At 43.1% G+C, this 24,336-nt stretch carries 21 protein-coding genes and 1 other annotated feature; of the genes, 5 read left to right on the plus strand and 16 right to left on the minus strand.

What is annotated here, in order from left to right; genetic code table 11:
• Window positions 1–682 precede the first annotated feature (682 nt).
• The 10 genes from AAFM34_RS12885 to AAFM34_RS12930 all read right to left on the minus strand — a co-directional run bounded on the left by AAFM34_RS12885 (window position 683) and on the right by AAFM34_RS12930 (window position 10,121).
• Window positions 683–1,444, minus strand: coding sequence for a hypothetical protein (locus AAFM34_RS12885; protein WP_341663431.1), 762 nt, complete (start codon window positions 1,442–1,444; stop codon window positions 683–685).
• Between the two features lie 285 nt (window positions 1,445–1,729).
• Entirely contained in the window at window positions 1,730–2,758 is a 1,029-nt protein-coding gene (locus AAFM34_RS12890; protein WP_341663433.1) for an AAA family ATPase, read from the minus strand.
• A gap of 69 nt (window positions 2,759–2,827) precedes the next feature.
• Complete coding sequence (locus AAFM34_RS12895; protein WP_341663481.1) at window positions 2,828–2,956, minus strand: hypothetical protein; 129 nt, start codon at window positions 2,954–2,956, stop codon at window positions 2,828–2,830.
• A 149-nt stretch (window positions 2,957–3,105) separates the two neighbouring features.
• Complete coding sequence (gene trpA / locus AAFM34_RS12900) at window positions 3,106–3,912, minus strand: tryptophan synthase subunit alpha (protein ID WP_341663435.1); 807 nt, start codon at window positions 3,910–3,912, stop codon at window positions 3,106–3,108.
• A complete protein-coding gene (gene trpB, locus AAFM34_RS12905) occupies window positions 3,912–5,102 on the minus strand; it encodes a tryptophan synthase subunit beta (RefSeq protein WP_341663437.1) in 1,191 nt (396 codons plus the stop codon). The genes trpA and trpB overlap by 1 nt, the downstream gene beginning before the upstream one ends.
• A gap of 77 nt (window positions 5,103–5,179) precedes the next feature.
• A complete protein-coding gene (trpCF, locus tag AAFM34_RS12910; protein WP_341663439.1) occupies window positions 5,180–6,607 on the minus strand; it encodes a bifunctional indole-3-glycerol-phosphate synthase TrpC/phosphoribosylanthranilate isomerase TrpF in 1,428 nt (475 codons plus the stop codon).
• Between the two features lie 28 nt (window positions 6,608–6,635).
• On the minus strand, window positions 6,636–7,631 hold the full coding sequence (gene trpD, locus AAFM34_RS12915) for an anthranilate phosphoribosyltransferase (RefSeq protein ID WP_341663441.1): 996 nt from the start codon (window positions 7,629–7,631) through the stop codon (window positions 6,636–6,638).
• A 10-nt stretch (window positions 7,632–7,641) separates the two neighbouring features.
• Window positions 7,642–8,247: an aminodeoxychorismate/anthranilate synthase component II gene (locus AAFM34_RS12920; RefSeq protein ID WP_341663443.1), complete on the minus strand. Its 606-nt coding sequence runs from the start codon at window positions 8,245–8,247 to the stop codon at window positions 7,642–7,644.
• Window positions 8,248–8,251: 4 nt separating this feature from the next.
• Window positions 8,252–9,817, minus strand: coding sequence for an anthranilate synthase component 1 (locus tag AAFM34_RS12925; RefSeq protein ID WP_341663478.1), 1,566 nt, complete (start codon window positions 9,815–9,817; stop codon window positions 8,252–8,254).
• 129 nt (window positions 9,818–9,946) lie between these two features.
• Window positions 9,947–10,049, minus strand: a sequence feature (Trp leader region).
• A complete protein-coding gene (locus tag AAFM34_RS12930) occupies window positions 9,996–10,121 on the minus strand; it encodes a Trp operon leader peptide (RefSeq protein ID WP_341663445.1) in 126 nt (41 codons plus the stop codon). It overlaps the preceding feature by 54 nt.
• A gap of 82 nt (window positions 10,122–10,203) precedes the next feature.
• Between AAFM34_RS12930 and AAFM34_RS12935 the strand changes: the two genes are divergently transcribed.
• The 3 genes from AAFM34_RS12935 (at window position 10,204) to rluB (ending at window position 12,930) form a co-directional block, all read left to right on the plus strand.
• On the plus strand, window positions 10,204–11,043 hold the full coding sequence (locus AAFM34_RS12935; RefSeq protein ID WP_341663447.1) for a PHP domain-containing protein: 840 nt from the start codon (window positions 10,204–10,206) through the stop codon (window positions 11,041–11,043).
• Between the two features lie 132 nt (window positions 11,044–11,175).
• Complete coding sequence (locus tag AAFM34_RS12940; protein ID WP_341663449.1) at window positions 11,176–11,796, plus strand: L-threonylcarbamoyladenylate synthase; 621 nt, start codon at window positions 11,176–11,178, stop codon at window positions 11,794–11,796.
• 198 nt (window positions 11,797–11,994) lie between these two features.
• Window positions 11,995–12,930: a 23S rRNA pseudouridine(2605) synthase RluB gene (gene rluB / locus AAFM34_RS12945; protein WP_341663450.1), complete on the plus strand. Its 936-nt coding sequence runs from the start codon at window positions 11,995–11,997 to the stop codon at window positions 12,928–12,930.
• A 48-nt stretch (window positions 12,931–12,978) separates the two neighbouring features.
• Here the strand turns inward: rluB and AAFM34_RS12950 are convergent, their stop codons facing one another.
• From AAFM34_RS12950 to trxB, 4 genes are all read right to left on the minus strand, one after another.
• Window positions 12,979–13,779 carry a PhzF family phenazine biosynthesis protein gene (locus tag AAFM34_RS12950; protein ID WP_341663452.1) on the minus strand — a complete coding sequence of 267 codons (801 nt, stop codon included), beginning with the start codon at window positions 13,777–13,779 and terminating at the stop codon, window positions 12,979–12,981.
• Window positions 13,780–13,804: 25 nt separating this feature from the next.
• Window positions 13,805–15,526, minus strand: a complete 1,722-nt coding sequence (gene cydC / locus AAFM34_RS12955) for a cysteine/glutathione ABC transporter ATP-binding protein/permease CydC (protein ID WP_341663454.1) — start codon at window positions 15,524–15,526, stop codon at window positions 13,805–13,807.
• A complete protein-coding gene (gene cydD, locus AAFM34_RS12960; RefSeq protein ID WP_341663456.1) occupies window positions 15,519–17,306 on the minus strand; it encodes a cysteine/glutathione ABC transporter permease/ATP-binding protein CydD in 1,788 nt (595 codons plus the stop codon). The genes cydC and cydD overlap by 8 nt, the downstream gene beginning before the upstream one ends.
• 112 nt (window positions 17,307–17,418) lie before the next feature.
• Entirely contained in the window at window positions 17,419–18,381 is a 963-nt protein-coding gene (gene trxB, locus AAFM34_RS12965; RefSeq protein ID WP_341663458.1) for a thioredoxin-disulfide reductase, read from the minus strand.
• A gap of 286 nt (window positions 18,382–18,667) precedes the next feature.
• On the opposite strand from trxB, the gene AAFM34_RS12970 reads away from it, so the two are divergent.
• Window positions 18,668–19,501 (plus strand): TauD/TfdA family dioxygenase, encoded by an 834-nt coding sequence (locus tag AAFM34_RS12970; RefSeq protein WP_341663460.1) that lies wholly within the window; start codon window positions 18,668–18,670, stop codon window positions 19,499–19,501.
• A gap of 27 nt (window positions 19,502–19,528) precedes the next feature.
• Here the strand turns inward: AAFM34_RS12970 and AAFM34_RS12975 are convergent, their stop codons facing one another.
• Both AAFM34_RS12975 and AAFM34_RS12980 read right to left on the minus strand, forming a co-directional pair.
• Window positions 19,529–20,551: a hypothetical protein gene (locus AAFM34_RS12975; RefSeq protein ID WP_341663462.1), complete on the minus strand. Its 1,023-nt coding sequence runs from the start codon at window positions 20,549–20,551 to the stop codon at window positions 19,529–19,531.
• Between the two features lie 65 nt (window positions 20,552–20,616).
• On the minus strand, window positions 20,617–21,354 hold the full coding sequence (locus AAFM34_RS12980) for an SGNH/GDSL hydrolase family protein (protein ID WP_341663464.1): 738 nt from the start codon (window positions 21,352–21,354) through the stop codon (window positions 20,617–20,619).
• 216 nt (window positions 21,355–21,570) lie between these two features.
• Here AAFM34_RS12980 and AAFM34_RS12985 point away from each other — a divergent pair, with 216 nt between their 5' ends.
• Window positions 21,571–24,324: an insulinase family protein gene (locus AAFM34_RS12985; protein WP_341663466.1), complete on the plus strand. Its 2,754-nt coding sequence runs from the start codon at window positions 21,571–21,573 to the stop codon at window positions 24,322–24,324.
• Window positions 24,325–24,336: the final 12 nt, after the last annotated feature.

The following is a 24,336-nucleotide window of genomic DNA, read 5'->3' on the forward strand; positions in this document are numbered from 1 at the left end:
GTGCATCTACCTTAACTTGATGATTTTTATCTAAATTATCAGGGGATTCCTCAGACTCTAGTATCGACAAGAAGTTTTCCAAGTGTTTGACCAACACGACCTGCCCCCACAATATTTATTTTCATACTTATTCCCAAGCTAAATAATTAACTGACACAATCTAAATATAGATATAACTATCAATAGATTAATAAGAAATTCATGAACACATTATCGGGGAAAGAGAGTTAATTCAATACTCGCTTGTATATTGATGAAAGGTAGTTTTTTGGTTATTTTAGAGTTAGAAATGGCAGCGTGTCGATATGAGCTCTGCCATTTATAATGATGCATTATTCCTCTCACTCAAACTGTCAGCAGACAATATGGATTGTTAAAAAATATGTCATTAAAAACTATATTCGACCATTAGAACTGTAAAGTTTGATCATTTTCCGCTTCGTTACTCACGAAATACAGAATAAAAGACAATAAATTGTGATCATTTTCTAGTATGAAAACGGACAGTTTGAACTGGAGTTAACACTGGTGTCGTTGGACAACAAAGATCGAAACTTAAACTCAATTATTGCTTCCATCCAAAGAAAGTTTGAAACTTACTTTTGGACAAAAACGATTTAGGGAATTACGCAAAATCGTTTCTATCTGATTAGTAAAAGTATCTTGATACCTTAAATTCTTGTTATGCAGCAGAGGCAGCATTTAAACGCTTCAGGGCATCAATACCTGAAACGCTCCACAAAGCACAACTCCCAGAATTTTTTAATTCTTTCTCAAATGAACTAAGTTTAGACTCGTCAACTCTTGAACCAATAAGATGTAAAACAAATTTAAAAAACTCTTCTATATACCAATGTACTATTTTTATGTGAAATTCCATATAACAATCAATATAAACTAAAGCGCTGCCATTTTTTGAATATTCGCGTTTTGGTAGAACCTTTTCTCGTATACCATCCGCATAAGCTTGAAACAAAAATCTGGACTCTTCTTCGAAGGTTTTTATTCCATATCCACTATGTATTATATGATTTCTAATATCATTTATTTCTTGGTACCAAACCAAATTAATATCAGATCCAGTATCGTTTATATATCCTTCAAAATCCTCATTTAGACGTTTAAACTTCTTCTTTTTCTCATTTCTTTCATCCACATAGTCGTACATTTGATAGCACAGCTCAAATATTGTATTTACCTTTATAAAAAAATACTCTACTGAATTAACTGTGAACATATTTTTATCTAAAGAGGAGTTGGCTTTTCGGTCATCAAAATAATCATGTTGAACTTGAATAACATTTATTGCACAAGAGCACAGTTTAAAAAAATGTGCTTGCAAATTTTTTCTCATCCATATGAACCTATCCTCCTGCGCTTTTTCACTATCTGCAAAAAAGTCAAAGTCATTTAATGGATTTTTTATCCCATCATGTAAATACACCTTTACCTCCAATACTCTGAAATCAATGCTGTATAACGTATGAAGCTAAGCCCATCTTTAGTCGATAAGGTAGCGTTGAACTCGACTATATTCACGATTAGAGAAATAGCAGAGAAAGTGGCTGACGCTGTGAAAAATACCTAACAAACGACTATGGCGTCAATAGCTAATTTTTAGCTGTGTTTTCATCCCCACACGACGCCATCTCTTAGCGTTTATAGACTTATCAATTAATGTAAGACTAGAGTGCTCTCAGAACTTAACTGAAAGCATTATTCCTTTTTACTACTTTTCCGTTAACTCTACTACGCTATCGGCTAGTATACTAAAAACGTTTCGAAAGCTTTCTCTGTTCTCTTTCATCTTGTTCAGTATTGTACCAGTTTGTTCAATCTGCCGATCTGATAAGGCAAATACAGGAACATTGTGTTTTTGAGATTGAGCTATTAGAGAGTTAAAGTCGGCAATGTTTGATAGATTGTATGGCTCACAACTAGATACTGAAGATTCAAAATCCTCAATGCTAATAGCCATACCGCATGGGCTTAGCGCTGGAATTAACTTTGTTTGAACGTCTCTCTTGATCGTATCTATCCATTGCTGAAAAGATTTTGCAGGAGCTCCGTCACGAGGTCGATATCTCTGGGATATAAATCCAATAAATTTAGGCGGGGAATCAGGGAATTTCATATCTAGGCTCGAATCCCTAAACGCACGGGCTTTGGTATCCCAATCAGGCAGAATTCTTGATAAAGAATCAATTGCTTGAGAGCAGAAAAAGTCTGGTGAAGTTGGTACAATGAAGTAGTCACTAGACATCAATAAGCACATATTTAATGCACCCACACTAGGGCTCATATCTATTAGTATGTAATCCAATTCATGTTCTTCGCCCATTCTGCGCAGAAGTTCATTAGCACTACCTGGAATATTTCTTATAGCTGGAATGGCAGTACTCGTAGTAAGAGCTACACTCATTTGAGTTTCATATTCAGATAACGCTAAGCTGCCACAGTACATGTATAACTTATCGTTAATTGTTTGTATAGGCATCCCAAGGGACAAGCCTTCTGGTCTACCTTTCATGACAGGTTCTAGTCCTTCAGCTAAAGTGCAACGAGGATTATTGGTATAAAACTCTTGAGCATCTGAAACATTGTCATAGTTCATAACTAACGCTGTTAGGTTACATTGTGGATCCGCATCGACAATCATGGTTTTGTAACCTTTTTCGGCTAGCATCCAACCCAAATTGAAAGTTGTAGTGGTCTTGCTTACCCCACCTTTGTGGTTAAAGAGTGATATTATTTTCATGCATTCCCTGCTGGTCTAGTTAGCTTTATTTAATTATCACATCAACTTAGATTATCGGCTCCTCTCCGCTTAGATGAGCTTGATTTCTGGGTAAGTGGTAGAGTGAGTTTCTAGGATTGAGGTTTGTCTAATCTTCAATTTAAAGTAATCCGTCAATGTAATGGGGTCAAGTTTTGCTTCTTGCTTCTTGCTACCCATTAGTTTTTCTATATCAAATCTACCCGATGATGTTTGTTCAAACTTCGACACGTAGCGCAGAATGGGGCATCTTTAATTTAAAAATGGCAGTGCTGCTATATCAGCACTGCCATTTTATTAGGGTACGTAATCTCTTTCTTACAGGAATATTATTTATGAGTCGCTGCTTTCATCGGTGAGACAAACTTAGATAGCTGCACCAGCATTTCTTCTGGGGCTTCTGTGTGTGTTTCTATGATTTTAACCACTGCTGAGCCTGAAATCGCGCCTGCTGCGCCTGCATCAATAGCTTGTTTTACTTGCTCTGGAGTTGAGATACCAAAGCCGAGTAGAGCGGGTGGGGCATCGTATTGATTGAGCCTGTCGAGCAAATCACTGACTGGCATATTGGCTTTTGTTTCAGCCCCTGTCACCCCAGCGCGAGAGAGCAAGTAGGTGTATCCGCTGCCTAATTCTGCCACTGATTTTAAGGTGTCGTCAGAGGCTGTAGGCGGTGCAATAAAAATAGGCTCAATGCCATGTTTGGTTGCAGCTTCTACAAATTCGGCGCTTTCGTTTGTTGGTACATCGGCGATCAATACAGAATCTATGCCTGCATCTGCGCAGCGCTGATAAAAGTTATCAATACCACGTGCAAACACTAGGTTTGCGTACATGAGCAGTCCGATCGGTAAATCTGGGTACTTTGCACGAATTTCTCCGATCAGGTCAAAGCAGATCTCTGGAGTCGCGCCAGATTCAAGTGCACGAATATTCGCTCCTTGAATGGTAGGACCATCAGCCAAAGGATCGGAAAAAGGAATACCGAGCTCAAGTGCATCTGCTCCCGCTTCGACCAGCGTTTCCATTATTTTTAACGACTGAGCTGGGTTAGGGTCGCAAACCGTAACAAAAGGAACAAATGCGCCTTGGTTTTGCTCGTTTAAGCGTGCAAACATTGATTGGTAACGGCTCATTAGATCACTCCTTTTTCTTCTAAGATGGCATGTACGGTGAAGATATCTTTATCGCCGCGTCCTGATAGGTTAACAACCAATAACTGTTCTTTCTCTGGGTTCTCACGAGCCATACGAAGGGCATGAGCAAGAGCGTGAGAAGACTCAAGAGCAGGGATGATACCTTCACTGCGAGCCAACTCTTGAAATGCCTCTAAGGCTTCATCATCGGTAACATTGTCATACTCGGCGCGACCAATCGCATTTAAATGCGCGTGCTGCGGCCCGACAGATGGGAAGTCTAAGCCAGCAGAAACAGAATAAGACTCTTCGACTTGGCCATTGCTGTCTTGCATCAGTGGCGCTTTCATACCAAAGAAGATGCCCGTTTTGCCGTGCTTTAGTGGCGCGCCATGTTGGTCGGTATCAATGCCTTTACCAGCAGGCTCAACCCCAATCAGGCGAACATCTTCTTCCTCGATAAAGTCTGCAAACATACCAATGGCATTCGAGCCTCCGCCCACACAAGCAATCACGGCGTCTGGCAGGCGACCTTCACGAGCCAAAATTTGGTTTTTGGTCTCTTCGCCAATCATGCGCTGAAAATCGCGTACTATGGTCGGGAATGGGTGCGGTCCTGCTGCTGTGCCCAGTAGGTAATGGGCTTGCTCATAGGTTGCTGACCAATCGCGAAGGGCCTCGTTACACGCATCTTTTAGCGTCGCTGAGCCTGAGTGAACGGGGATCACTTCTGCTCCCATCAACTTCATTCGAAACACATTAGGGCTTTGACGTTCTACGTCTTTAGCGCCCATGTACACTCGGCATTTCAGGCCCAATAAAGCGCAGGCTAGGGCAGTGGCTACGCCATGTTGGCCCGCTCCGGTTTCAGCTATGATCTCGTTCTTGCCCATACGCTTAGCAAGCAAGGCTTGACCAAGTACTTGGTTGGTTTTGTGTGCGCCGCCATGGAGAAGATCTTCACGCTTTAAGTAAAGTTTAGTGTTTGTCCCTTTTGTTAAATTGCGTGTTAGGGTCAAAGCGGTAGGGCGACCTGCATACTCTTGTAGTAGGCCCATAAACTCACTACGAAAGTTGGGATCGTCTTGGGCATCGATGAAGGCTTGCTCAAGCTGCTCTAATGCAGGGACAAGGATCTGGGGGACATATTGACCACCATATTCGCCAAAATAGGCATCAAGTTTTGCCATGATTCTATTCCTTTAATCTTGGCTGGCGTCGTTTAAACTCCAGCACAATCGTTATTTTTTCAATTCTTATTAGCGACTCAGTAGTTACGAATCGCTTGGAATGCTTGCTGCAATTTCTCGCCATCTTTTTTACCGGGAGAGACTTCAACGCCTGAGTTTAGATCTAAACCTAAGCAGCCTTGTTCAGCGGCTTTTTGAGCGTTAAAAGGTGAAATACCACCTGCCAGCATAACTTGTTGGGTGTTTTCAATCAGAGACCAGTCAAAGACAAGGCCAGTGCCTCCAGTTTGCGCTCCTACTTTAGTATCAAGTAAATGACGATTGACAGGTGCGTTAAGCATATTTGGTAAGGCATCAGTAACGCCGTATGCTTTCCAAATCTCAATACCTTCACTCAATTGATGACTGAGGGTTTCAACATAGTCTTGGTCTTCATCGCCATGCAATTGAACCGCACTTAACCCCAGTTGATTGGCGGTTTCTGCGACTGTTTCAACTGTGTGGTTTTGGAATACACCCACATACTGCAAAGGGGCTCCAGACATTGTCTGGCGCGCAGTTTCAAGCTCAACACAGCGCTTAGACTTAGCAACAAAAATTAACCCGCCAAAGACAGCGCCGGCTTGGTAAGCTTTGGCTGCATCATCTGGATTGGTTAAACCACACACCTTATTTTCACCGAGTGTCACTTTGCGCACTGCTAATTCAAGATTATCTTCAGCCATTAGTGAGCTACCGATAAGAAAACCATCGGCAAACTTGGCCAAGTCACGTACTTGTTGATGTGTGTAGATGCCAGATTCCGAAATAATGGTTGCTTGTGGTGCTAGCTCTCGGATTTTGGGTGCCAACTCTTTGGTGCGGTTAAGATCGGTTGTCAGATCGCGTAAGTTGCGATTATTAATGCCAATCACTTTTGCATTAAGCTCGACGGCTCGCTGAAGTTCTTCTTCATTGCTGACTTCAGTGAGAATGCCCATATTGAGACAGTGGGCGACGGCGGCGAGTGCTTTATATTCCTCATCGTTAAGTACTGACAACATAAGCAGAATAGCATCGGCTGAGTAATGGCGCGCAAGGTAGATCTGATAAGCATCGATGATGAAATCTTTACACAATACAGGTTGTGATACTTGACTTCTTACTTGTGGCAGAAAATCAAAACTGCCTTGGAAATACTTTTCGTCAGTCAGTACTGAAATAGCGTCTGCATGCTTATTGTAAACAGAGGCTATGTAATTAAGGTCGAAGTCTTCTCTAATTAGTCCTTTGGAAGGCGAAGCCTTTTTACATTCAGTAATGAATGCGGTTTTCTCACCGCTCACGGCTTGATAAAAGTTGCGATCAGATGGCGTGAGCGCCTCTTTAAACTCAGAAAGAGGTAAAGACGATTTGTTTTCTTCTAGCCACAGGTATTTATCACGGACAATTTTTGCCAATACTTCCGCCATTTGAGCTTCTTTAACGGAGATATGTTCAGAAAGTTTATCTTGTGTCTGAGTCATGGATTTTTACCTTATCCTAGAGTACTTGTTAATAGGCTGATAACTGTTTCACGAGTTCAAACGCTTTACCTGAATTCATGATATCAATAGCTTGCTTGGTATTTTGTTTGAGATTGTCATGACCAAAAAGACGCATCAGTAGAGCAACATTAACTGCGACCGCTCCGATTTGAGCATCTGTTCCTTTACCCGTAAGAATATTCGTGATGATGGCTTTGTTTTCCTCGGGTGCTCCGCCTTTTATCGCGTCTAACTGATGCGTGGCGAGACCAAAATCTTCTGGGAGTAGAGTGTACTCGATAATTTGCCCATCTTTGATTTCTGCTACAGTGGTTTGACCATGAATCGCAACTTCATCAAGGCCACTACCATGTACTACAGCCGCTCGTTTCATGCCCATCTTGAGCATGGTTTCAGCAATCGGTCTAACTAAATCTTCACTGTATACGCCCATAAGCTCAATACTTGGTCGTGCGGGGTTAATAAGTGGGCCAAGAATATTGAATATAGTTCGCGTTTTCATTGTTTGGCGGACGGGCATCGCATGGCGAACCCCACTGTGATATTGGGGGGCGAAGAGAAAAGCTACGCCCAACTCATCCATGGCAGAGCGGCTGGTTTCAGCACTCATCGCAAGATCAATACCAAACGAGTCCAACAAATCCGAAGAGCCGGATTTACTCGAAACACTGCGGTTGCCATGTTTGGCAACTTTTAGGCCGCAAGCCGCTGCAACAAAGGCTGCTGTGGTTGAGATGTTAATAGTATTATGACCATCGCCACCCGTGCCGACAATATCTGCAAAATCATAGTCGGGGCGAGGAAATGGGTTTGCATTATCAAGCAATGCCGTTGCTGCGCCAGCAATTTCATCAGGTGTCTCGCCTTTGATTTTTAGCGCGGTGAGTGCCGAAGCCATCAAAATCGGGTCCAGTTCGCCGCGAATAATCACATCAAACAGCTGCTTGCTTTCTTCTTGGGTCAGAGAGTTCTGTTGGTAGAGTTTATTAATTATATTATCCATGTCTCTTTCCTTATTGCTGCAATGCGTGTGTTTGTGAGTTTTCTAATGCCCATTCAATGGCATTAGCGAGCAAGGTGGCACCTTGTGTGGTCATTATTGATTCGGGGTGGAATTGAAATCCACAGACTTTATCTTGTTCTTGCACCACAGACATGACGAGGCCGTCAACTTCTGCGGTAACTGTTAATGATTTTGGCACATCGGTTGCGACAAGGGAGTGATAGCGCGCGATTGCGATGGGTGAAGGTAAATTCTTATAGATGGCATGATGCTGGTGGTTCATCATAGACACTTTACCATGGACAATATCACCAGCCCCATCGACCTGACCGCCATATGCCTCAACAATCGCTTGATGACCAAGGCAAATTCCTATCATAGGCACTTTACCTTTGAGGTTATTGATCACTTCTGGCATTGAGCCTGCTTCTGATGGCGCTCCGGGTCCAGGAGAGAGGAGCAAAACAGGGTTATCAAGTTTTTCTACCGCAGCCTCAATGGTTGAAGCAGACAGGCTATTGCGGTAAATGGTGACGTCGTGGCCTAGAAAGCGGAACTGATCAACTAGGTTGTAGGTGAATGAATCAAAGTTATCAATAAATACTATATTAGCCATCTGCTTAGTGCTCCATATGTGCTGCTTGAATAGCAGAAATCACGGCTTGTGCCTTACTGCGAGTTTCGTCGGCTTCTGCTTGAGGGTCAGAATCAAATACGACTCCAGCACCTGCTTGAACGTGTGCTATTCCATCTTCAACATAAGCAGAGCGGATAACGATACAAGTGTCTAATGTGCCTTCACCTGTGAGATAACCTACCGCACCACCATAACTACCACGGCGAGATTGTTCTACGTCGCGAATAAGCTGCATAGCACGAATTTTGGGCGCGCCAGTCAGAGTGCCCATGTTCATACAAGCTTGATAAGCATGCAGTGCATCTAAGTCATCGCGTAGTTGACCTACAACGCGAGAGACTAAATGCATTACGTGGCTATATCTATCCACCTTTAATAAGTCTGCCACATGGCGTGAACCCGCTTTCGATATACGGGCAACATCGTTTCGCGCCAAATCAACCAACATCATATGTTCGGCATTTTCTTTTTTGTCGCTACGCAGTTCGAGTTCGATGCGGCTATCTAGGTCAAAATCAATTTGGCCATCTGGCTTTTTGCCTCTTTTTCGTGTGCCTGCAATCGGGTAAATTTCAACTTGGTTAGTGTCAGTTTCGTACTTAAGGGCACTTTCAGGCGATGCACCAAACAAAGTGAATAGCTCATCTTGCATGTAGAACATATATGGGCTGGGGTTGCTTTGTTTTAACTCTTTGTAGGCAATAAGAGGGGATGGACAAGGCAAGGTAAAACGGCGAGATGGAACAACCTGAAAAATATCACCTTTAACCACATATTGCTTGAGATCGCGAACAATTTGGCAAAAATCTTGATCACTAACACTGGGTTGAGGGGAAACATTACTGTGTTTATCGGCGATGGGTAATGGTTTTAGGTCCGCACACTGTTGTTGGATATCTTGTATACGTGCTTCTAGCTCGTCTTTTTCGGTACATCCTGCAAATAAGCTTGTCTGTATATCACACGATTGGTGCTGATGGTCGACCACAATTAGGGTTTCTGCGACGTAGAATACGTAGTCTGGGCATCGATTTTCGCTTGAAGCTTCACCAAGGGGCTCGAAGTTTGCGACCAAATCATAGGCAAACAAGCCACCAAGAAAGACTGCATTTTTATCTTGTTCGCTGATGTCGAAACTATGCTGTATCAGACGAAGCGCATCGAAGGAGGAAGCTTCACGTAATCGAGAATCTTCATCGAGCGTGTTGCATGGCTCTTCAAATTTTATGGTGAGTTTCTCACCATCAAAGACATGAGTGATATTAGTGTGGATATTCTGGGTTAAATGCGCCAGTAATGAACGACCGTTATTGGTCAGCGTCTGCATGGTGACAGTATGGCCAAAACAGACAATACGGACCGCTGAATCGACAATTAACCAGCTTTTTAAGTTCTGTTTAGAGTCAATTTCTGCGGACTCAAGTAATAAGCTATCGGTTTTGTTCTCACACAGAGTGTGGAACAGACGAATTGGGTCTAGTGTGTAGGGTGCGTTTGCATGAATGACCTCTAAGTCACCCAGCTTTTTGATCTCAATGGCCTTGTTCACAAGACCTCCTTTCATATTGTTCATTTCTTCTTCCCGCTTCACATAGTCGCACAAACAAAAGGTTCACCCAATGTTGAATTTGACCGAATTGGTTGTTGTCTAACCAGTTAACTGCAGTATATTCGACAAAACAAAAAGCCCGCTTTAAAAGCGGGCTTGATACTATTTATTTAGTAAATCACAAGTACGTATCAGCCCACTTAGCACGAACCCAAGTACGCCACCAAGAAAGGTTTGCAGAAAGATCAAATTGTCCTTTCTTTGCAAGATTCACTTTTTGGTTTGGGTTAAACTCTTGTAACATGGTAAGCCTTAAATGACACACTTTGTATTTGTGTACTAGTAAACTAGCTCATGCGTAAAAAGTCAACTAAAAAAGTAAGTTTATGAAAATTGATTTACATAGCCATACGACTGCCTCAGATGGACGGCTATCAGTAAGCGAACTAATAGACAGAGCAATCGACTTCGATATTAATGTATTGGCCATAACGGATCATGACACAGTGGATGGCCTGAAACATGCGCATCACTATGTGGACACAAATCAGTTACCCATCACCATTATCAATGGGATAGAAATATCGACGGTATGGCAAAATAAAGATATTCATATTGTTGGTCTTGATATTGACCCTGAGTCTAAGCAACTGAGCGAATTGATCGACAAACAGAAGCAGCATCGTCAAGTTCGCGCAGAGTTAATAGCTGAGCGTTTGGCTAAGGCCACAAACGATAGGGTGTATGAAGAGGTTAAGGCTATTGCTGGAGAGGCGTCGATTACCCGTGCTCATTTTGCGAAATGGCTAGTTGATAACGGCTATGCCAAAACAATGCAGCAAGTATTTAAAAAATACCTAACCCGTAATAACCCAGGTTATGTGCCGCCGAATTGGTGCTCTATCAGCGAGGCTGTCGATGCGATACACCAAGCTGGGGGACTCGCAGTGCTTGCCCATCCAGGACGTTACAACTTGACCGCTAAGTGGCTCAAAAGATTAATTGGCGCTTTTGCTGACGCTGGAGGAGATGCTATGGAAGTTGCTCTGCCACAGCAAGGGCAACAAGAAAGGCGTAATCTGGCAGATTATGCGATACAATACAATCTATTGGCTTCTCAGGGGAGCGATTTTCATTATCCTTCACCTTGGACAGAGCTGGGCAGAAATCTGTGGCTACCATCGGGTGTCGAACCAGTATGGAAAGATATGCCAATCTGCCAATAAGTAGCTAGACTTTCCAAGCCAAAGTATGAAGTCATAGATTGACTTCATGTCCGACTGTAAATTTACTCGGTCGTATGACCATAGCATTAATAAAAATTATAGAGTCGAGAGACTCAGTGATGAGGAATTATAATGAGCCAGTTTTTTTATGTGCACCCAGAAAACCCTCAGGCTCGCTTGATTAATCAGGCTGTGGCCATCATTCGTAATGGTGGTGTTGTTATTTATCCCACTGACTCGGGATATGCGCTTGGCTGTCAATTAGAGAACAAACAAGCGTTGGAAAGGATCTGCAAGATCCGCAAATTGGATGAAAAGCATAACTTCACTTTGTTATGCCGTGACTTATCTGAGATCTCTATTTATGCGCGTGTAGATAATGGTGCTTTTCGTCTGTTAAAAAATAATACTCCTGGTCCTTATACGTTTATTTTTAAGGGGACCAAGGAAGTACCTAGACGTTTGATGAACAGTAAACGTAAAACCATAGGCATTCGTGTGCCAGATAATCGAATCGCCCTTGATTTGCTTGAAGCCTTAGGTGAGCCATTAATGTCTACATCACTGATATTGCCTGGCAATGACATTACCGAATCTGACCCAGAAGAGATTAGAGACAAACTTGAACATGCTGTTGACTGCATTTTAAATGGTGGTTATTTAGGTGAGCAGCCGACGACGGTTGTCGATTTTAGTGAAGATGAACCCGTCATTGCTCGCGTGGGTTCCGGCGATCCATCTGCATTCGAGTAATGTTAGATACCTTAATGCTCTTGTGCCGTCCCCTTGTACACAAGAGCTTAGTGTAAAAGGTAACATGTTCTAATATGTTAGCTATCAAAAGTAAAAATAAAGCATGCGTTCCTTACAGGATTTTGCGATAATACGCGGCCGCGATTTTAGGTCGCAATGTAGAATCGACGTCTGAGAAGACGACACATAGGTAGATGAATGAACGAGAAATTACAGAAAATACTCGCGAGAGCAGGTCATGGTTCACGACGCGAACTCGAAGCTTTAATCAAAGCAGGTCGCGTGAGTGTGAATGGAGTCGTCGCTAAACTTGGTGAGCGACTAGAAGATGAAAATGCTGTCGTTCGTATCGATGGACATATTGTTTCTGCCAAAGCGCAGGAAGAAGTGATTTGTCGTGTACTCGCTTACTATAAGCCTGAGGGAGAGCTTTGTACTCGTCATGACCCAGAAGGCCGTCGCACTGTTTTTGACCGTCTGCCGAAGATTCGTGGTTCTCGTTGGATTTCTGTGGGTCGCTTAGATGCGAATACATCTGGGTTACTTCTGTTCACTACTGACGGTGAATTAGCAAACCGATTGATGCACCCCAGTCGTCAAGTCGAACGTGAATATTTGGTTCGCGTATTTGGTGACGTTGATGAGAAGAAAGTCCGTAACCTTGTAAGTGGCGTAGAGCTGGATGATGGCATCGCACGTTTTGAAGATGTGGTTTATGCGGGTGGTGATGGAATGAATCACACCTTTTATGTTGTCATCAATGAAGGGCGCAATCGAGAAGTACGTCGTTTGTGGGAATCTCAGGATTGTACAGTTAGCCGCTTAAAGCGTGTTCGCTACGGTGATATTTTCCTTGATAAAAAGCTTCCTCGTGGTGGATGGATGGAGCTTGATCTTAAAGAGGTAAACTACTTGCGTGAGCTTGTAGAACTACGGCCAGAGAAAGAGACATTATTGGACGAAAACAAAGCCAATACGTCACGTAAACGTGAGCGCTCTCGAAGCCAGAAGATCCGCCGTGCGGTAAAACGCCATGAAGAGCGAGTAAACAGTGGTGGTCGCAGTAATAACCCCGCTCGAAGAAAGACTCGAAGAAGCGCAGGAGAGCAGGGAGCTCGCAATAAACAGCGCTAAATCATATACATTAAAAAAGCAGCGTAGGCTGCTTTTTTAATATTCTATTTAGACAAATAAAGTGCCTTTAAGCGAGGTAACGGCTTGTCCTGTAAGCTTTACTCGGTCATTTTTCAACTGTTGCATATGGACGTAACCACCTCTTACTGATGCTTGATGAGCGGTAAGTTTGTCTTTATCGAGTTTCTCTGACCAATACGCAGACAGTGCGCAATGAGCTGATCCTGTCACCGGATCTTCATTGACACCGACCCAAGGAGCGAAATACCTAGAAACAATCTCGTAGTTTTGATTGCTCACATGTGAGGTCACTATGATGCCGCGTCCAGCCTCAGTTACAAGGGATGAAAAGTCAGGAGTGAGGTTCACAACCGCATTTTCATCAATGACTTCAATCAGCTGTTTATTTTCGAAGTCGCATACTGAAACGATCTGCTGCTCTGATAACCCAAGGGCCATTCTTTTTTTGTCGGATAACTCTGCGTTGTATGCCAGTGTCGGAGAGGGAAAGTCGAGTTCGTAGCCATGGTGCAAAGCATTAACTGTTAGCTCACCTGATAACGTATGAAAGGTAGCCTCATGTCCGGTTGTGAGTTTGCCTTGTTGTTTCAATATGTGGGCAACCGCTAGTGTGCCGTGTCCACATAGCTTTACTTCTACTTCTGGTGTGAACCACCTTAGATTCATCTCTTCCATTGAAAGAAAAGCCGTTTCTGATACTGCCATTTCTTTAGCAATAGAAAGCATAAGATCTTCGCTCAGTGGTTTTTGCGTTATGCACACACCAGATGGGTTTCCTTTAAAAGTTTCGCTTGTAAATGAGTCAACCTGATAAATGTCTAGTTCCATTTTGTAAAACTCCCAATCATTACTGTTAAAGTGTTTGGTTTAGCTCAAAATAGCGGCCTTTGTCTGACATTAGTTTTTTATGGGCTCCGTATTCAACGATTCTGCCTTGCTCAATCAGGCAAATTGCATCCATCTTGTCGAGGTCAACCAATCTGTGAGTAATAAACACGACCGTTTTATTTTTAAAGTGTTGATTGAGCAACTGCATAATTTGGTGTTCGGTTTGCTTATCTAGGCCTTCTGTCGGTTCGTCAAGAAGCAAAATAGGGCCATCATGCAATAGCGCACGAGCAATGCCAACTCGGCGCTTTTCTCCGCCAGATAGCTGTCTTCCACCATCTCCAAGCCAACTATCTAATCCTTGCTCATTGATAAGCTTGGATAGGCCGACCTTTGATAAGGTATCCTGCAATTGCTGGTCGGTCGCACCAGGTGATGCCATAAGTAGGTTATCACGCAGGGTGCCATTGAGTATGTCCACTCTTTGACTTACCACTGAAATAGTGTTGCGAAGCTGGCTTTCACTCCAGTTAGTAATAGGTTGTCCTGCGATTTGTATACTGCCTGTTTGAACATCCCAGAATCGATTGAGTAACTGTAATAGTGTTGACTTACCTGAACCTGTTTGACCTACGATGGCGACTTTTTGCCCTGCCGGTATAGCAAGGTTTACATCATCGAGAATATTGACTCCGCTGTCCGGGTATTGGAAACAAACATTGTTGTACTCTATCGAATATGATGATGCGTTTTGTGTCGGTTTGCATGGGAACTCTACCTCAGGAGTCGACAGGACAATCTCATTGAGCCGACGAGCTGAAGTGATGGTTTGTCCAAGGTGTTGGAACGCGCCTGCAATGGGCATGAGAATTTCTACACTTGCCATAGTGGCAAAGACAACGAGTGCAATCATTGGGTTAGGTAGCTGACCGCCGACACCATCGGCGGCAAGCCACAGCATAAGGGCAATCGTCCAACCATTGGCGAGGATGAGTAATGCTTGAGCAATACCAGTGAAATGGGCGTTGAAACGCTGATTATTTAGCAAGCGCTCTTGAATGGTATAGATAGCATTTCGGTAACGCTCTTCTGCACCAAAAAGAGTAAGCTCACTGTAACCTTGCAACCAATCCAAGGTGGCTATACGTAAAGCTGCTTTGTTGTTGGTAAGCTCATGTCCATTTCGTTTGCCGAGTTTGTAGAACAAAACAGGCCAAATCAAGAGTAGGCTAATCAAAATGGCGCCAAGTATTAGACCGAGTTTGGCATCAAACCAACTGATAAGTGCAGTAAGCCCCAATATGCCCAGTGAGCCTACAATCATAGGACTTATCAGCCTGAGATACACATGATCCATTGCATTGATATCAGCAACGAGGCGATTGAGTATATCGGCATCTCTTAGGTTAGAAACTTTCCCTGGGATCAAAGGAGCGAGCTTAGAGAAGAAAAAGATACGTAAGTCAGTCAGCAGTTTGAAGGTAGCGTTGTGACTGACGACTCGCTCTCCCCAGCGTCCTGCTGTACGGCCCATAGCGAAGCCACGAACAAAAGCGCCGGGTAACATATAATTGAAGGTTTCGCGCGCGATGGTTAACCCTGCAACGGCTGCTGCAGACAAAAACCACCCAGAGAGAGTCAGCAAACCAATGGAAGCAAGTAGTGTCAGTAATGCCAGTAGCATACCGAGCGACAAACCGAACCAATGTTTCTTATAAAGCTTTAGGTAGGGCACTAAATCACGCATCTAGATTCCCCTTATTGGTGTCACAAAGCGCTTGATTAGCCACAAGCATCTGCTTGAATAGGCCTTCTTGATTACTAAGTACGCTGAAACTATCTTGTTGGACGATTAAACCATTTTCCATAACTAAGATTTGAGAGACGTTTTTTAGTGGTTGAAGCTGATGAGTCACCATTAATGAGGTTTTGCCTTCAATTTGATTGGATAAGCCTTTCATCACTAATCTTTCGCTGCGAGCATCTAAACTTGCAGTTGGTTCATCAAGCAGCCAAAACTCGCCGTTTTGCATCATGGCCCTCGCCAGAGCAATACGTTGCGCTTGTCCTACGGATAGGCCGCCTGAACGGTCTGAAATTGGGTAGTCGAGGCCATGTTGTTCAACAAATTCCGATGCGTAAGATTCTTTTAATGCATTCTGAATATCGTCTTCGCTGACATCATTTTTGCCTAATGTAATATTTTCGCGAATAGTGCCATGGACTAGTAGAGGGTTTTGACCCACCCAACTGATCTTATCCCGCCAATCAGCGAGATCCAGTTGTGTTCTTTCCACCCCGTTAATCGTCAACGACCCCTCATAGGGTAGAAACCCTAATATAGCATTGACCAAACTTGTCTTTCCCGCACCGCTTGGGCCAACTAAAGCGGTGTGCTGGTTTGATTTTATCTCAAAGCTTATCGGGCCAAGTAGCTTTTGTCCTTGCGGCGAAAAGACTTCTAAGTTGTTGGCACTAATGGTTACGCCATCCGTGACACTTAACTTACTATCACCTGAACGTACGCTGGTTGCTTCTATCTCTAAAAATTCGACTATGCTATCGGCGGCTCCAACCGCTTGTTGTTTTGCGTGATAGAAAGTGCCCAAATCCCGCAATGGCTGATAAAACTCAGGTGCTAGGATCAATATGAATAATCCTGCCATGAGAGTGACGCCTAACCCATAGTCGCCAATATTGATTTCCCCAATAAAGGCAAAGCCAAAGTAGACAGCAGTGAGGGCGATAGAAATTGATGTGAAAAACTCGAGGATGGCAGAAGACAGAAATGCGATTTTCAAAACATCCATAGTACGAGAACGAAATACTTCGGAGGCGCCTCGCATTACTTCTGTTTCGGCCTGAGTTCGATCAAACAATCGGATGGTGGTCATTGATTGTAACCGGTCATAAAAATGACCTGACAAACGTTGCAGCGCTTTAAAGTTTTTACGATTTGCATCGGCGGCCTTCATACCGACTAGAGCCATAAATAGTGGCACCAGTGGTGCTGTGATCAAAAAGATTAAACCTGCGACCCAATTGACAGGGAAAACCACGACTAGAATCACTATCGGAACGATAACAGCGAGCGACATTTGGGGTAGGTAACGAGCGAAGAAGTCATGCATATCTTCTACCTGTTCCAGTAATAGCGTTGCCCATGCTCCGGCAGGTTTACCTTTGATATACGCTGGACCTAGCTCTCGCAGTTTATCGAGGATCAACTGTCTAATATAGAGACGAACTTGTTCACCGCTGCGATAGCCAGCAAGCTCTCGGCCCCAAGAGCATAAAGCTCGAATACCTATTACACCACAAAGTGCGAAAAAGAGTGGAATGAGTTGCTGCTTTGGAACCTGATCAATGATCAATTGCTGGAGGATAGTCGCCAATAAAGCGGCTTGAGCCAGTAAAAATAGGCTTGAAAGAATACCTAGACCAACAGCAGCCATGAGCCAGCGTTTTGCTAGTTTACTCTGCTGCTTGAGCCATTTGTTCAAGCTGCGCTGTTTATTTTTGTCCATTATGAGGCTTAATGATAATTATTTTTGATGACTCTAAGTGGGGGATTATACAAAAGAAAGCCTCATGGTCATACCATAAGGCTTTCAGGTTTTGACTCAAAAGTGAAAAATATTATTTACCTTCTGCAAGTGCATCTAAATATCGCTCAGCATCGAGTGCCGCCATGCATCCTGTTCCGGCCGACGTTATGGCTTGACGATAAGTGTGATCCATTACATCCCCAGCGGCGAACACACCCGGAATACTGGTTTGAGTGGCGTTGCCATTGAGTCCAGATTGAACAATGATGTAACCATCTTTCATTTCAAGCTGGCCTTGAAAAATATTGGTGTTTGGCTGATGTCCGATAGCGATAAAGGCTCCCATTACATCAAGCTCTTCAACCTGATTAGACTTGGTGTCTTTGATGCGAACCCCTGTGACGCCCATATCATCACCGACCACTTCTTCTAGCACTCTGTCGGTATGAAGAACAATATTGCCATTCTCTACCTTGTCCATTAATCGACGAATAAGAATTTTTTCAGCTCTAAAGCTGTCTCGTCTGTGGATTAGGTGCACTTCAGAAGCAATGTTTGAAAGATAGAGAGCTTCTTCCACTGCAGTATTACCGCCACCGACAACGGCCACTTTCTGGTTGCGATAGAAAAACCCATCACAGGTTGCACAGGCAGATACGCCTCGCCCCTTAAATGCTTCTTCAGACTCTAGGCCGAGATATTTTGCTGAAGCTCCAGTAGAGATAATAAGCGCATCGCAACTGTATTCACCACCGTCTCCTTTTAATCTAAAAGGGCGTTGGCTGAAGTCTACTTGATTAATGTGGTCAAAAATAATCTCTGTTTCGAAGCGCTCAGCGTGTTCTTTCATTCGCTCCATCAGTGCTGGTCCTGTTAGCCCTTCTGGATCGCCTGGCCAGTTTTCGACTTCTGTTGTCGTTGTAAGCTGACCGCCTTGTTGCATACCAGTCACAAGCACAGGGTTTAGATTTGCTCTTGCAGCGTATACAGCTGCTGTGTAACCCGCAGGGCCTGAACCAAGAATAAGAAGCTTGCTGTGTTTGATGTCGCTCATTAGTGCTCCGCTGATCATTAGACTAAATAATACTCTTCGATTGTATGGAATATGGGCTTACAATGAAAGAGCCATCAAGCCTTCTAAGTGTAAGTAATGGTTATAGCTTAGAACGCAAACGATATCGCTTTGTTCATACAAGTGAGAAGCTTTACTTGAACAAGTATTTCGCTAGTCTGTTGGAGTCTTCAGCCATTTCATCACGAACCAATAATGGATAGATGTATTGCAATAAATAATGCTTTGGCAGGGTCTAGTTGAGAATAATAGTAAATAAGGAAGTAATGTGAATATAACCCCATTATCACCCCACATCGGTGCTTTGGTGGAAGGTGTTGAACTTGCTGACCTAAATGATGGCGAGTTTGATATGCTTTATCAAGCTTATCTTGATCACAAGGTACTATTTTTCCATAACCAAAGCATGACACCAGAGCAGCATCTGTCTTTTGCTAAGCGATTTGGTCAACTTGAGCCGGTGCATCCATTTTTTCCTCACTTGGAAGAGCAAGAACAAGTTGTGGTGATTGAAACTTCACCAGGTAGTCCTCCAAGTAAAAGCTATTGGCATACTGATTTGACCTGGCAATCGATACCCTGTCGCTGTTCTATTTTGCATGCAAAGTTATGTCCAGAGACAGGTGGTGACACTATCTGGACATCAATGGAAGCAGTATGGTTGAGTTTAACGCTGAATGAGCAAAATGCACTTAGACGTTTAACGGCGACTCATGCCTTGCATGCGTTTGAAGGAAGCCGCTATGACTCAGTAACCGAAGATGGACAGAGTCGTGTGGCGAAAATATCGACTCAGTATCCACCTGTCACACATCCTCTTATTGTTCGCCACCCAGAAACGGGCAACCCAACGGTCTATGTTAACGAGCAATTCACCCGTGAGGTTGATGGCCTCTCGAATGAGGAAAGTGAAGTCTTACTAAATAAGCTTTATCAGCGTGCAAGACTGCCAGAATTTCAGGTTCGATTTTCTTGGCAGCCCGGCTCTGTGGCAATATGGGACAATGTATCTACCCAGCATTTTGCGGTGACTGATTATGGCGATAATTTACGTCGACTGCACCGTGTTACTGTGCGAGGAGAAAAGCTAAAGCCTTATTAAGCGATAGGCTGCTGCGGCAGAAAAGATCTAGTTTCTGCCGTAAACCCTTGGGCGTTTGAATCGGTAAAACCCTTGCTGCTCTTCTTTTTCAAGTGTCGACGCTTCGTCACCAAAATAGCTAATTCTTAAACGATTGAGTTCAGTGTCGAGCTCTTCCCCTGTCAGACTATCTAGGAGTGCTTGCCTTTCACCCATATACTGATAACCCACTTGCCACCTATGCTCGTTTTTTTCATCTTTTAGCGCCGCTTTTTCTACTTGTCGTTCGGTAAATCCGAGATCTCTGCGTATATTTGCAAGCTGCTGTGACCGTTCATAAGGCGACATTTTTTCTAAGTCTTGTTGTACAGAATCAAGACTGAAGAATGTACTGGCTAACATGGCTGGGCTTAAGATGTTTCCTCCAACCTGCTCAGAGAAATTAGTTTCGATCGTTGCTTTGAGCGCATATAAGCGCTGATTGATCTCCATATCATAGGCATGATTTAAGAGTTCGATGGACTTTTGTGTATCTGCCATTCTCTGTTCACGTTCAGCTAGCTCTGCAGACCAAATAATATCGGCATCCGAAGCAAAAAGCTCACGGCGTTTTGCCCAAATAGCCACTTGTTTTTGCTCGAAAGACATGCCTAAAAGTGTCTTCATTTCTGCAAGCAGCCAATTTTCGTATTCTTCCATACGTAAGAGATTGGCAAAAATAGCATCAGCGTATGTAGGGAAGGCTTTTTTGATGACAGAATTGAACAGGCTATCAGTATTATCCTGATATTGTTCGCGCAGATATTGGCGAAAATCTTCAAGCCCTATTTGTATTTCTACATGTTGGATGCTTTCGCCTAATTCTAGGCGCAACTTTTGAGCCAGCTCTTTAACCAGTTCATGGTTATCAACATGAAGTGTTGGAGACCCATTTTTTTGCTGAAAGTCGATAGATGGAATAATGACTTCTTCGGCCATAGAATCCGTAGAGCTTGGCATCAATAAGGGAAGAAACCAAACGCCCAAACCAGTGAAGGCACAAATAGTGTAGACCCATACCCATTTACTCATTAGCGTTTCCTTGTGGTTGCATGCACCTAACCCATGATACCCATGAGTTAGATGCAGGATTTGGTTTACAGTACCGTTTCTAGATATGGCCAGATAAGCTGAGCTAGCTTTTGAGATCCAGACGTATTTGGATGGATATTGTCAGCGAGTACATCATTTGAGTTGATGGCAGATCTGGGGTCGATAAACTGACACGATACCGTTGTGTTGTTGCATGCATCGGCAAGTCGCTCGTCACCATAATCGATGGCTTGATGGAGGTCTGTTTTTTCTCCAGTGGTATAGTAGTAGCCTAAATAAATGACTTGTTGAACCTCATTCTGTTTCATTTGATTGAGTAGGCTAACAGTATCAACATAGACGTCATCGACCAAACTTGTGCACTTCTCACTAAGCTCAGGGCGATACCAAGTGGTTTTGCATTCGTAGGGGTCAAATATCATTGCAGGTAACAAAATATCATTGCCTCCACCATCCATGACAATAATATTGATATTAGGGTCGTCGGTTTGTGCATCTCGATATTGCTCTACTACTGGTTTTGAGACAATACCCCCGGTAAGTTTGGCGCCACTTAATGTGTAATCACGAAATGTAGTATTGGCCATATCAGGCCCTTCAAGAAACTGCTGAAGCTCACCAGAAAGGTCGAAGATAGAGTCCCCAAGTGTAATTACATCATTACGCTCTGCATTTCGGACGTAAGGGTTGCCAGCGCAGGCAATAAGAGCGCCACAAAGAGTGATAGCAGCACTTGTTTTTAGTAAAGAGGTCAAGCCAACTTTGTTTTTAATAGACGTCATGTTTCTACTCACTTATTAGTTATATTGAAGCACATCTATGGTGCATTACTCAATTTAGCTGTCACTGTCCACAAATTCAAAGTATTGAATTTATTAATGATTTGTTGGCCTTTAGGTGAGATTTATTTTTGTTACATTTATCCCAGTTATTTACTCTGGACATTGATATTACTGACGGTATATTTCATGTGAATAAAAAAACAAAGAAGTATCATAATGAAAAAAACTTTTGCCCTATGTTGGCTACTGCTTGTCGGATGTGCTCAGAATACTCCGTCTCAATCTCCTCCTATTGAACCTAATGCTAATTGGTCATCTGGAACTTTAGATAACGGTATGAAGTACCACCTTTACCCCATGGATACTAATAAGGTATCTATGCAACTGTTGGTCCGAGTTGGCTCGGGAGCAGAAGAGCCTAATCAGTTAGGGTATGCTCATTATGTTGAGCACCTTGCCTTTGAGGGAAGTGAAAACTTTACCTCCACAGAAATTGAGCGACTGCTTGGTATTACGGATGCAAAAAGCAACCATGGTGTTAATGCGTATACGGGGTACCATCAGACCGCATATAAGATTAACCTCCCAAATAGAGAGTCATTCGATACGTCGATGCTTTGGCTTAGAGATGTGGCAAGCCGAGTCACTTTTTCCACCAAAGAAGTAGAACAAGAAAAAAGTATTCTACTGTCAGAAAATAGGTATCGAAGCCCTGAGCATCAGCCTTTTAGCAAGAAATACTATGACTTTCTGATAAAAGGAAGTGTTCAGGCTCAAAGATCGCCCGGTGGAACATCAGAAACGATTCAGGCTGCTACGTCTGATTCGCTAAAAGCTTTCTATAACAAGTGGTATCAGCCTCAAAACGTTGAACTGATTATAGCGGGCAATATTGAACGATCTGAAGCCAAAGCTGCGGTTGAAAAGTTGTTTTCTGATTGGGTAGCGACTAACTCAGAGCAAGCCCCTAAATTACCACCTCTCAAAGCAAAACAAGACGACTTTATCGCTAGGGTCGCTGAAGGGGAACCTGCTCAAGTCGGTTTAAGGTTTGACCGAGGTAGCAGTTTAGTAGTAAACCAAGAACAAGTTTTAAAAAGTGACCTTGACGCTATCGTAGCAGAGCTCATAACCATACGACTGGGGACGGTGTACGACCAGCAAACATTGCCACTACACACCATTTCTTCATATGTTTATCCTATAGAGAATCTTAGTGCTTATGAGGTCGGAATTGCATTTACCGAGCATGATAGAAACCTTGTACAGCCGCTATTTTTGAGAACATTAGCCTCTTTAAGAGATCATGGTGTCAGTCAGTCAGAATTAGATTCGGTGCTTGCTCGTTTTCGAAATTATCAAGCAAATGCCGATGACCATTGGGAGGTCATTTCTCCAGAGAATTTTGTTGCTGAAAAAAATTATGAGCGAATGACGAGCCAACCAGCACAATCACTCGATGGTTATAAGAGCAGTCTTGACTATGTAATTCAAAGTGCAGATATCAATACAGTCAATCAGCACTTAAACAATATGCTATCTTCTTCTTATGGGATGTTCGTTGGTATCGGAGCTAGTGAGTCCATCGAGCATATTGAGCAAGCGTTGCCAGAGTGGAAAAGCATGTATCGAATGACAGGAGTTGTAAATAACCAGATTAATTTTGATGTTAATGGATTAGCTGAGGTGAAGTCTTCTCAACCACTGCCTAACTCAGTGGTATTTGACAATGGTGAAGAGCTTTGGACATTAGACAATGGTGTAGAAGTCCTGTTAGATAAGGATGTGAAGGGCGATTTTGTTAATCTTGTTTATATGTCTGAGGGAGGTTTAACCTCATTAGATAGAGACTTATTGCCAGGGGCTGCGATATTGTTGCCTGTAATTTCTCGAAGTGGTATCGGTAACTTTGACGGTTCACAAATGAAAGCCTTTACGCGTAAAAATGCTATTGAAATGCAGGCCTTTATTAATAGCACAGAGCATGGTTTCTCGCTTAGTGTTCCTCGCCATAATCTTGCTCAAGCACTTCAGTATTTATATACATTCATTGCATATCCCAAGTTTGATCCTAAGCAAATTGAAGTGATTAAACGAGAGTCTGCGGATCAGGCGCTCACTTATCTTAAATCTCCACTTGGACAGTGGTACGATGCCATGGCAACCAACACTTATGCTTCGAGTAGTACGTATTTCCCAATTTATGCGCAAGATTTTAATAAGGTAACCGTCGATCAAGTTCAGCAAGCATTCGAACACTTGTTCAGGCAGTCGCGCAATAATAAATTGGTGGTTGTTGCCGATATAAAATCTGCAGATATCGCGGATTCAATAAATCACTATGTAGCAACACTGCCGTTACAAGAAGCAAATCTAGCTTCACACCAGATTGACTTCAATCCGCGACCTGATGCAAGAATTAACCTCGCTATCAACAATGAACAAAAGGCCGGGTTTGTACTAAGAACACTCAATAAACAGGCAAGAGCGCAAAACCCTAGACTTGATATCGTTGACCAGGTGATAGAGCATATATTGGCAAATCGTTTGAACCGTTATGTCAGACAAGAGCTTAGCCTAGATTATGCTCCGGCTAGTTATCCAAATACGGGTTTTAACCAAACTGTGACTGAGTGGGTAATTGAGTCTCAGGTAGCGGTGCAGGATTTACCAAAGGTAGAAAAGGCCGTAGACCAAGTGATAAATGAGTTGCGGGCATCAGTTACAGAATCGGAGTTACAGTCGGCTAAAAAGCAACTTTATATAAAATTGGAAGACATTACAGACAATGCAGATAGCACCGCTTGGTTGCGCGCTTTGTACATGGTAAACGGCTTCGGTAAGGATGTATTGGTTGAGACAAAAGGAGTCATCTCTGATATTTCAGTTGATGAAGTTAGGGCTCGTATTAACGAGTCTTTTGGTGAAAATTCGGAGTCTTATAGGTATATCCTGAGTCCTTTAGACTAACAGATACAGGAC

Origin of the sequence: Vibrio sp., assembly GCF_038138445.1 — a bacterium.
Lineage (GTDB): Bacteria > Pseudomonadota > Gammaproteobacteria > Enterobacterales > Vibrionaceae > Vibrio.

What these genes read in the sequence shown, in the direction of transcription:
- AAFM34_RS12950 (WP_341663452.1), bottom strand. Translation starts at nt 13,779, where the DNA reads ATGGAACTAGACATTTATCAGGTTGACTCATTTACAAGCGAAACTTTT.
- trpB (WP_341663437.1), bottom strand. Translation starts at nt 5,102, where the DNA reads ATGGCAAAACTTGATGCCTATTTTGGCGAATATGGTGGTCAATATGTC.
- cydD (WP_341663456.1), bottom strand. Translation starts at nt 17,306, where the DNA reads ATGGACAAAAATAAACAGCGCAGCTTGAACAAATGGCTCAAGCAGCAG.
- cydC (WP_341663454.1), bottom strand. Translation starts at nt 15,526, where the DNA reads ATGCGTGATTTAGTGCCCTACCTAAAGCTTTATAAGAAACATTGGTTC.
- AAFM34_RS12975 (WP_341663462.1), bottom strand. Translation starts at nt 20,551, where the DNA reads ATGAGTAAATGGGTATGGGTCTACACTATTTGTGCCTTCACTGGTTTG.
- trxB (WP_341663458.1), bottom strand. Translation starts at nt 18,381, where the DNA reads ATGAGCGACATCAAACACAGCAAGCTTCTTATTCTTGGTTCAGGCCCT.
- AAFM34_RS12940 (WP_341663449.1), top strand. Translation starts at nt 11,176, where the DNA reads ATGAGCCAGTTTTTTTATGTGCACCCAGAAAACCCTCAGGCTCGCTTG.
- trpD (WP_341663441.1), bottom strand. Translation starts at nt 7,631, where the DNA reads ATGGATAATATAATTAATAAACTCTACCAACAGAACTCTCTGACCCAA.
- AAFM34_RS12985 (WP_341663466.1), top strand. Translation starts at nt 21,571, where the DNA reads ATGAAAAAAACTTTTGCCCTATGTTGGCTACTGCTTGTCGGATGTGCT.
- AAFM34_RS12920 (WP_341663443.1), bottom strand. Translation starts at nt 8,247, where the DNA reads ATGGCTAATATAGTATTTATTGATAACTTTGATTCATTCACCTACAAC.
- AAFM34_RS12890 (WP_341663433.1), bottom strand. Translation starts at nt 2,758, where the DNA reads ATGAAAATAATATCACTCTTTAACCACAAAGGTGGGGTAAGCAAGACC.
- AAFM34_RS12930 (WP_341663445.1), bottom strand. Translation starts at nt 10,121, where the DNA reads ATGTTACAAGAGTTTAACCCAAACCAAAAAGTGAATCTTGCAAAGAAA.
- AAFM34_RS12980 (WP_341663464.1), bottom strand. Translation starts at nt 21,354, where the DNA reads ATGACGTCTATTAAAAACAAAGTTGGCTTGACCTCTTTACTAAAAACA.
- trpCF (WP_341663439.1), bottom strand. Translation starts at nt 6,607, where the DNA reads ATGACTCAGACACAAGATAAACTTTCTGAACATATCTCCGTTAAAGAA.
- AAFM34_RS12895 (WP_341663481.1), bottom strand. Translation starts at nt 2,956, where the DNA reads ATGGGTAGCAAGAAGCAAGAAGCAAAACTTGACCCCATTACATTGACG.
- rluB (WP_341663450.1), top strand. Translation starts at nt 11,995, where the DNA reads ATGAACGAGAAATTACAGAAAATACTCGCGAGAGCAGGTCATGGTTCA.
- AAFM34_RS12935 (WP_341663447.1), top strand. Translation starts at nt 10,204, where the DNA reads ATGAAAATTGATTTACATAGCCATACGACTGCCTCAGATGGACGGCTA.
- trpA (WP_341663435.1), bottom strand. Translation starts at nt 3,912, where the DNA reads ATGAGCCGTTACCAATCAATGTTTGCACGCTTAAACGAGCAAAACCAA.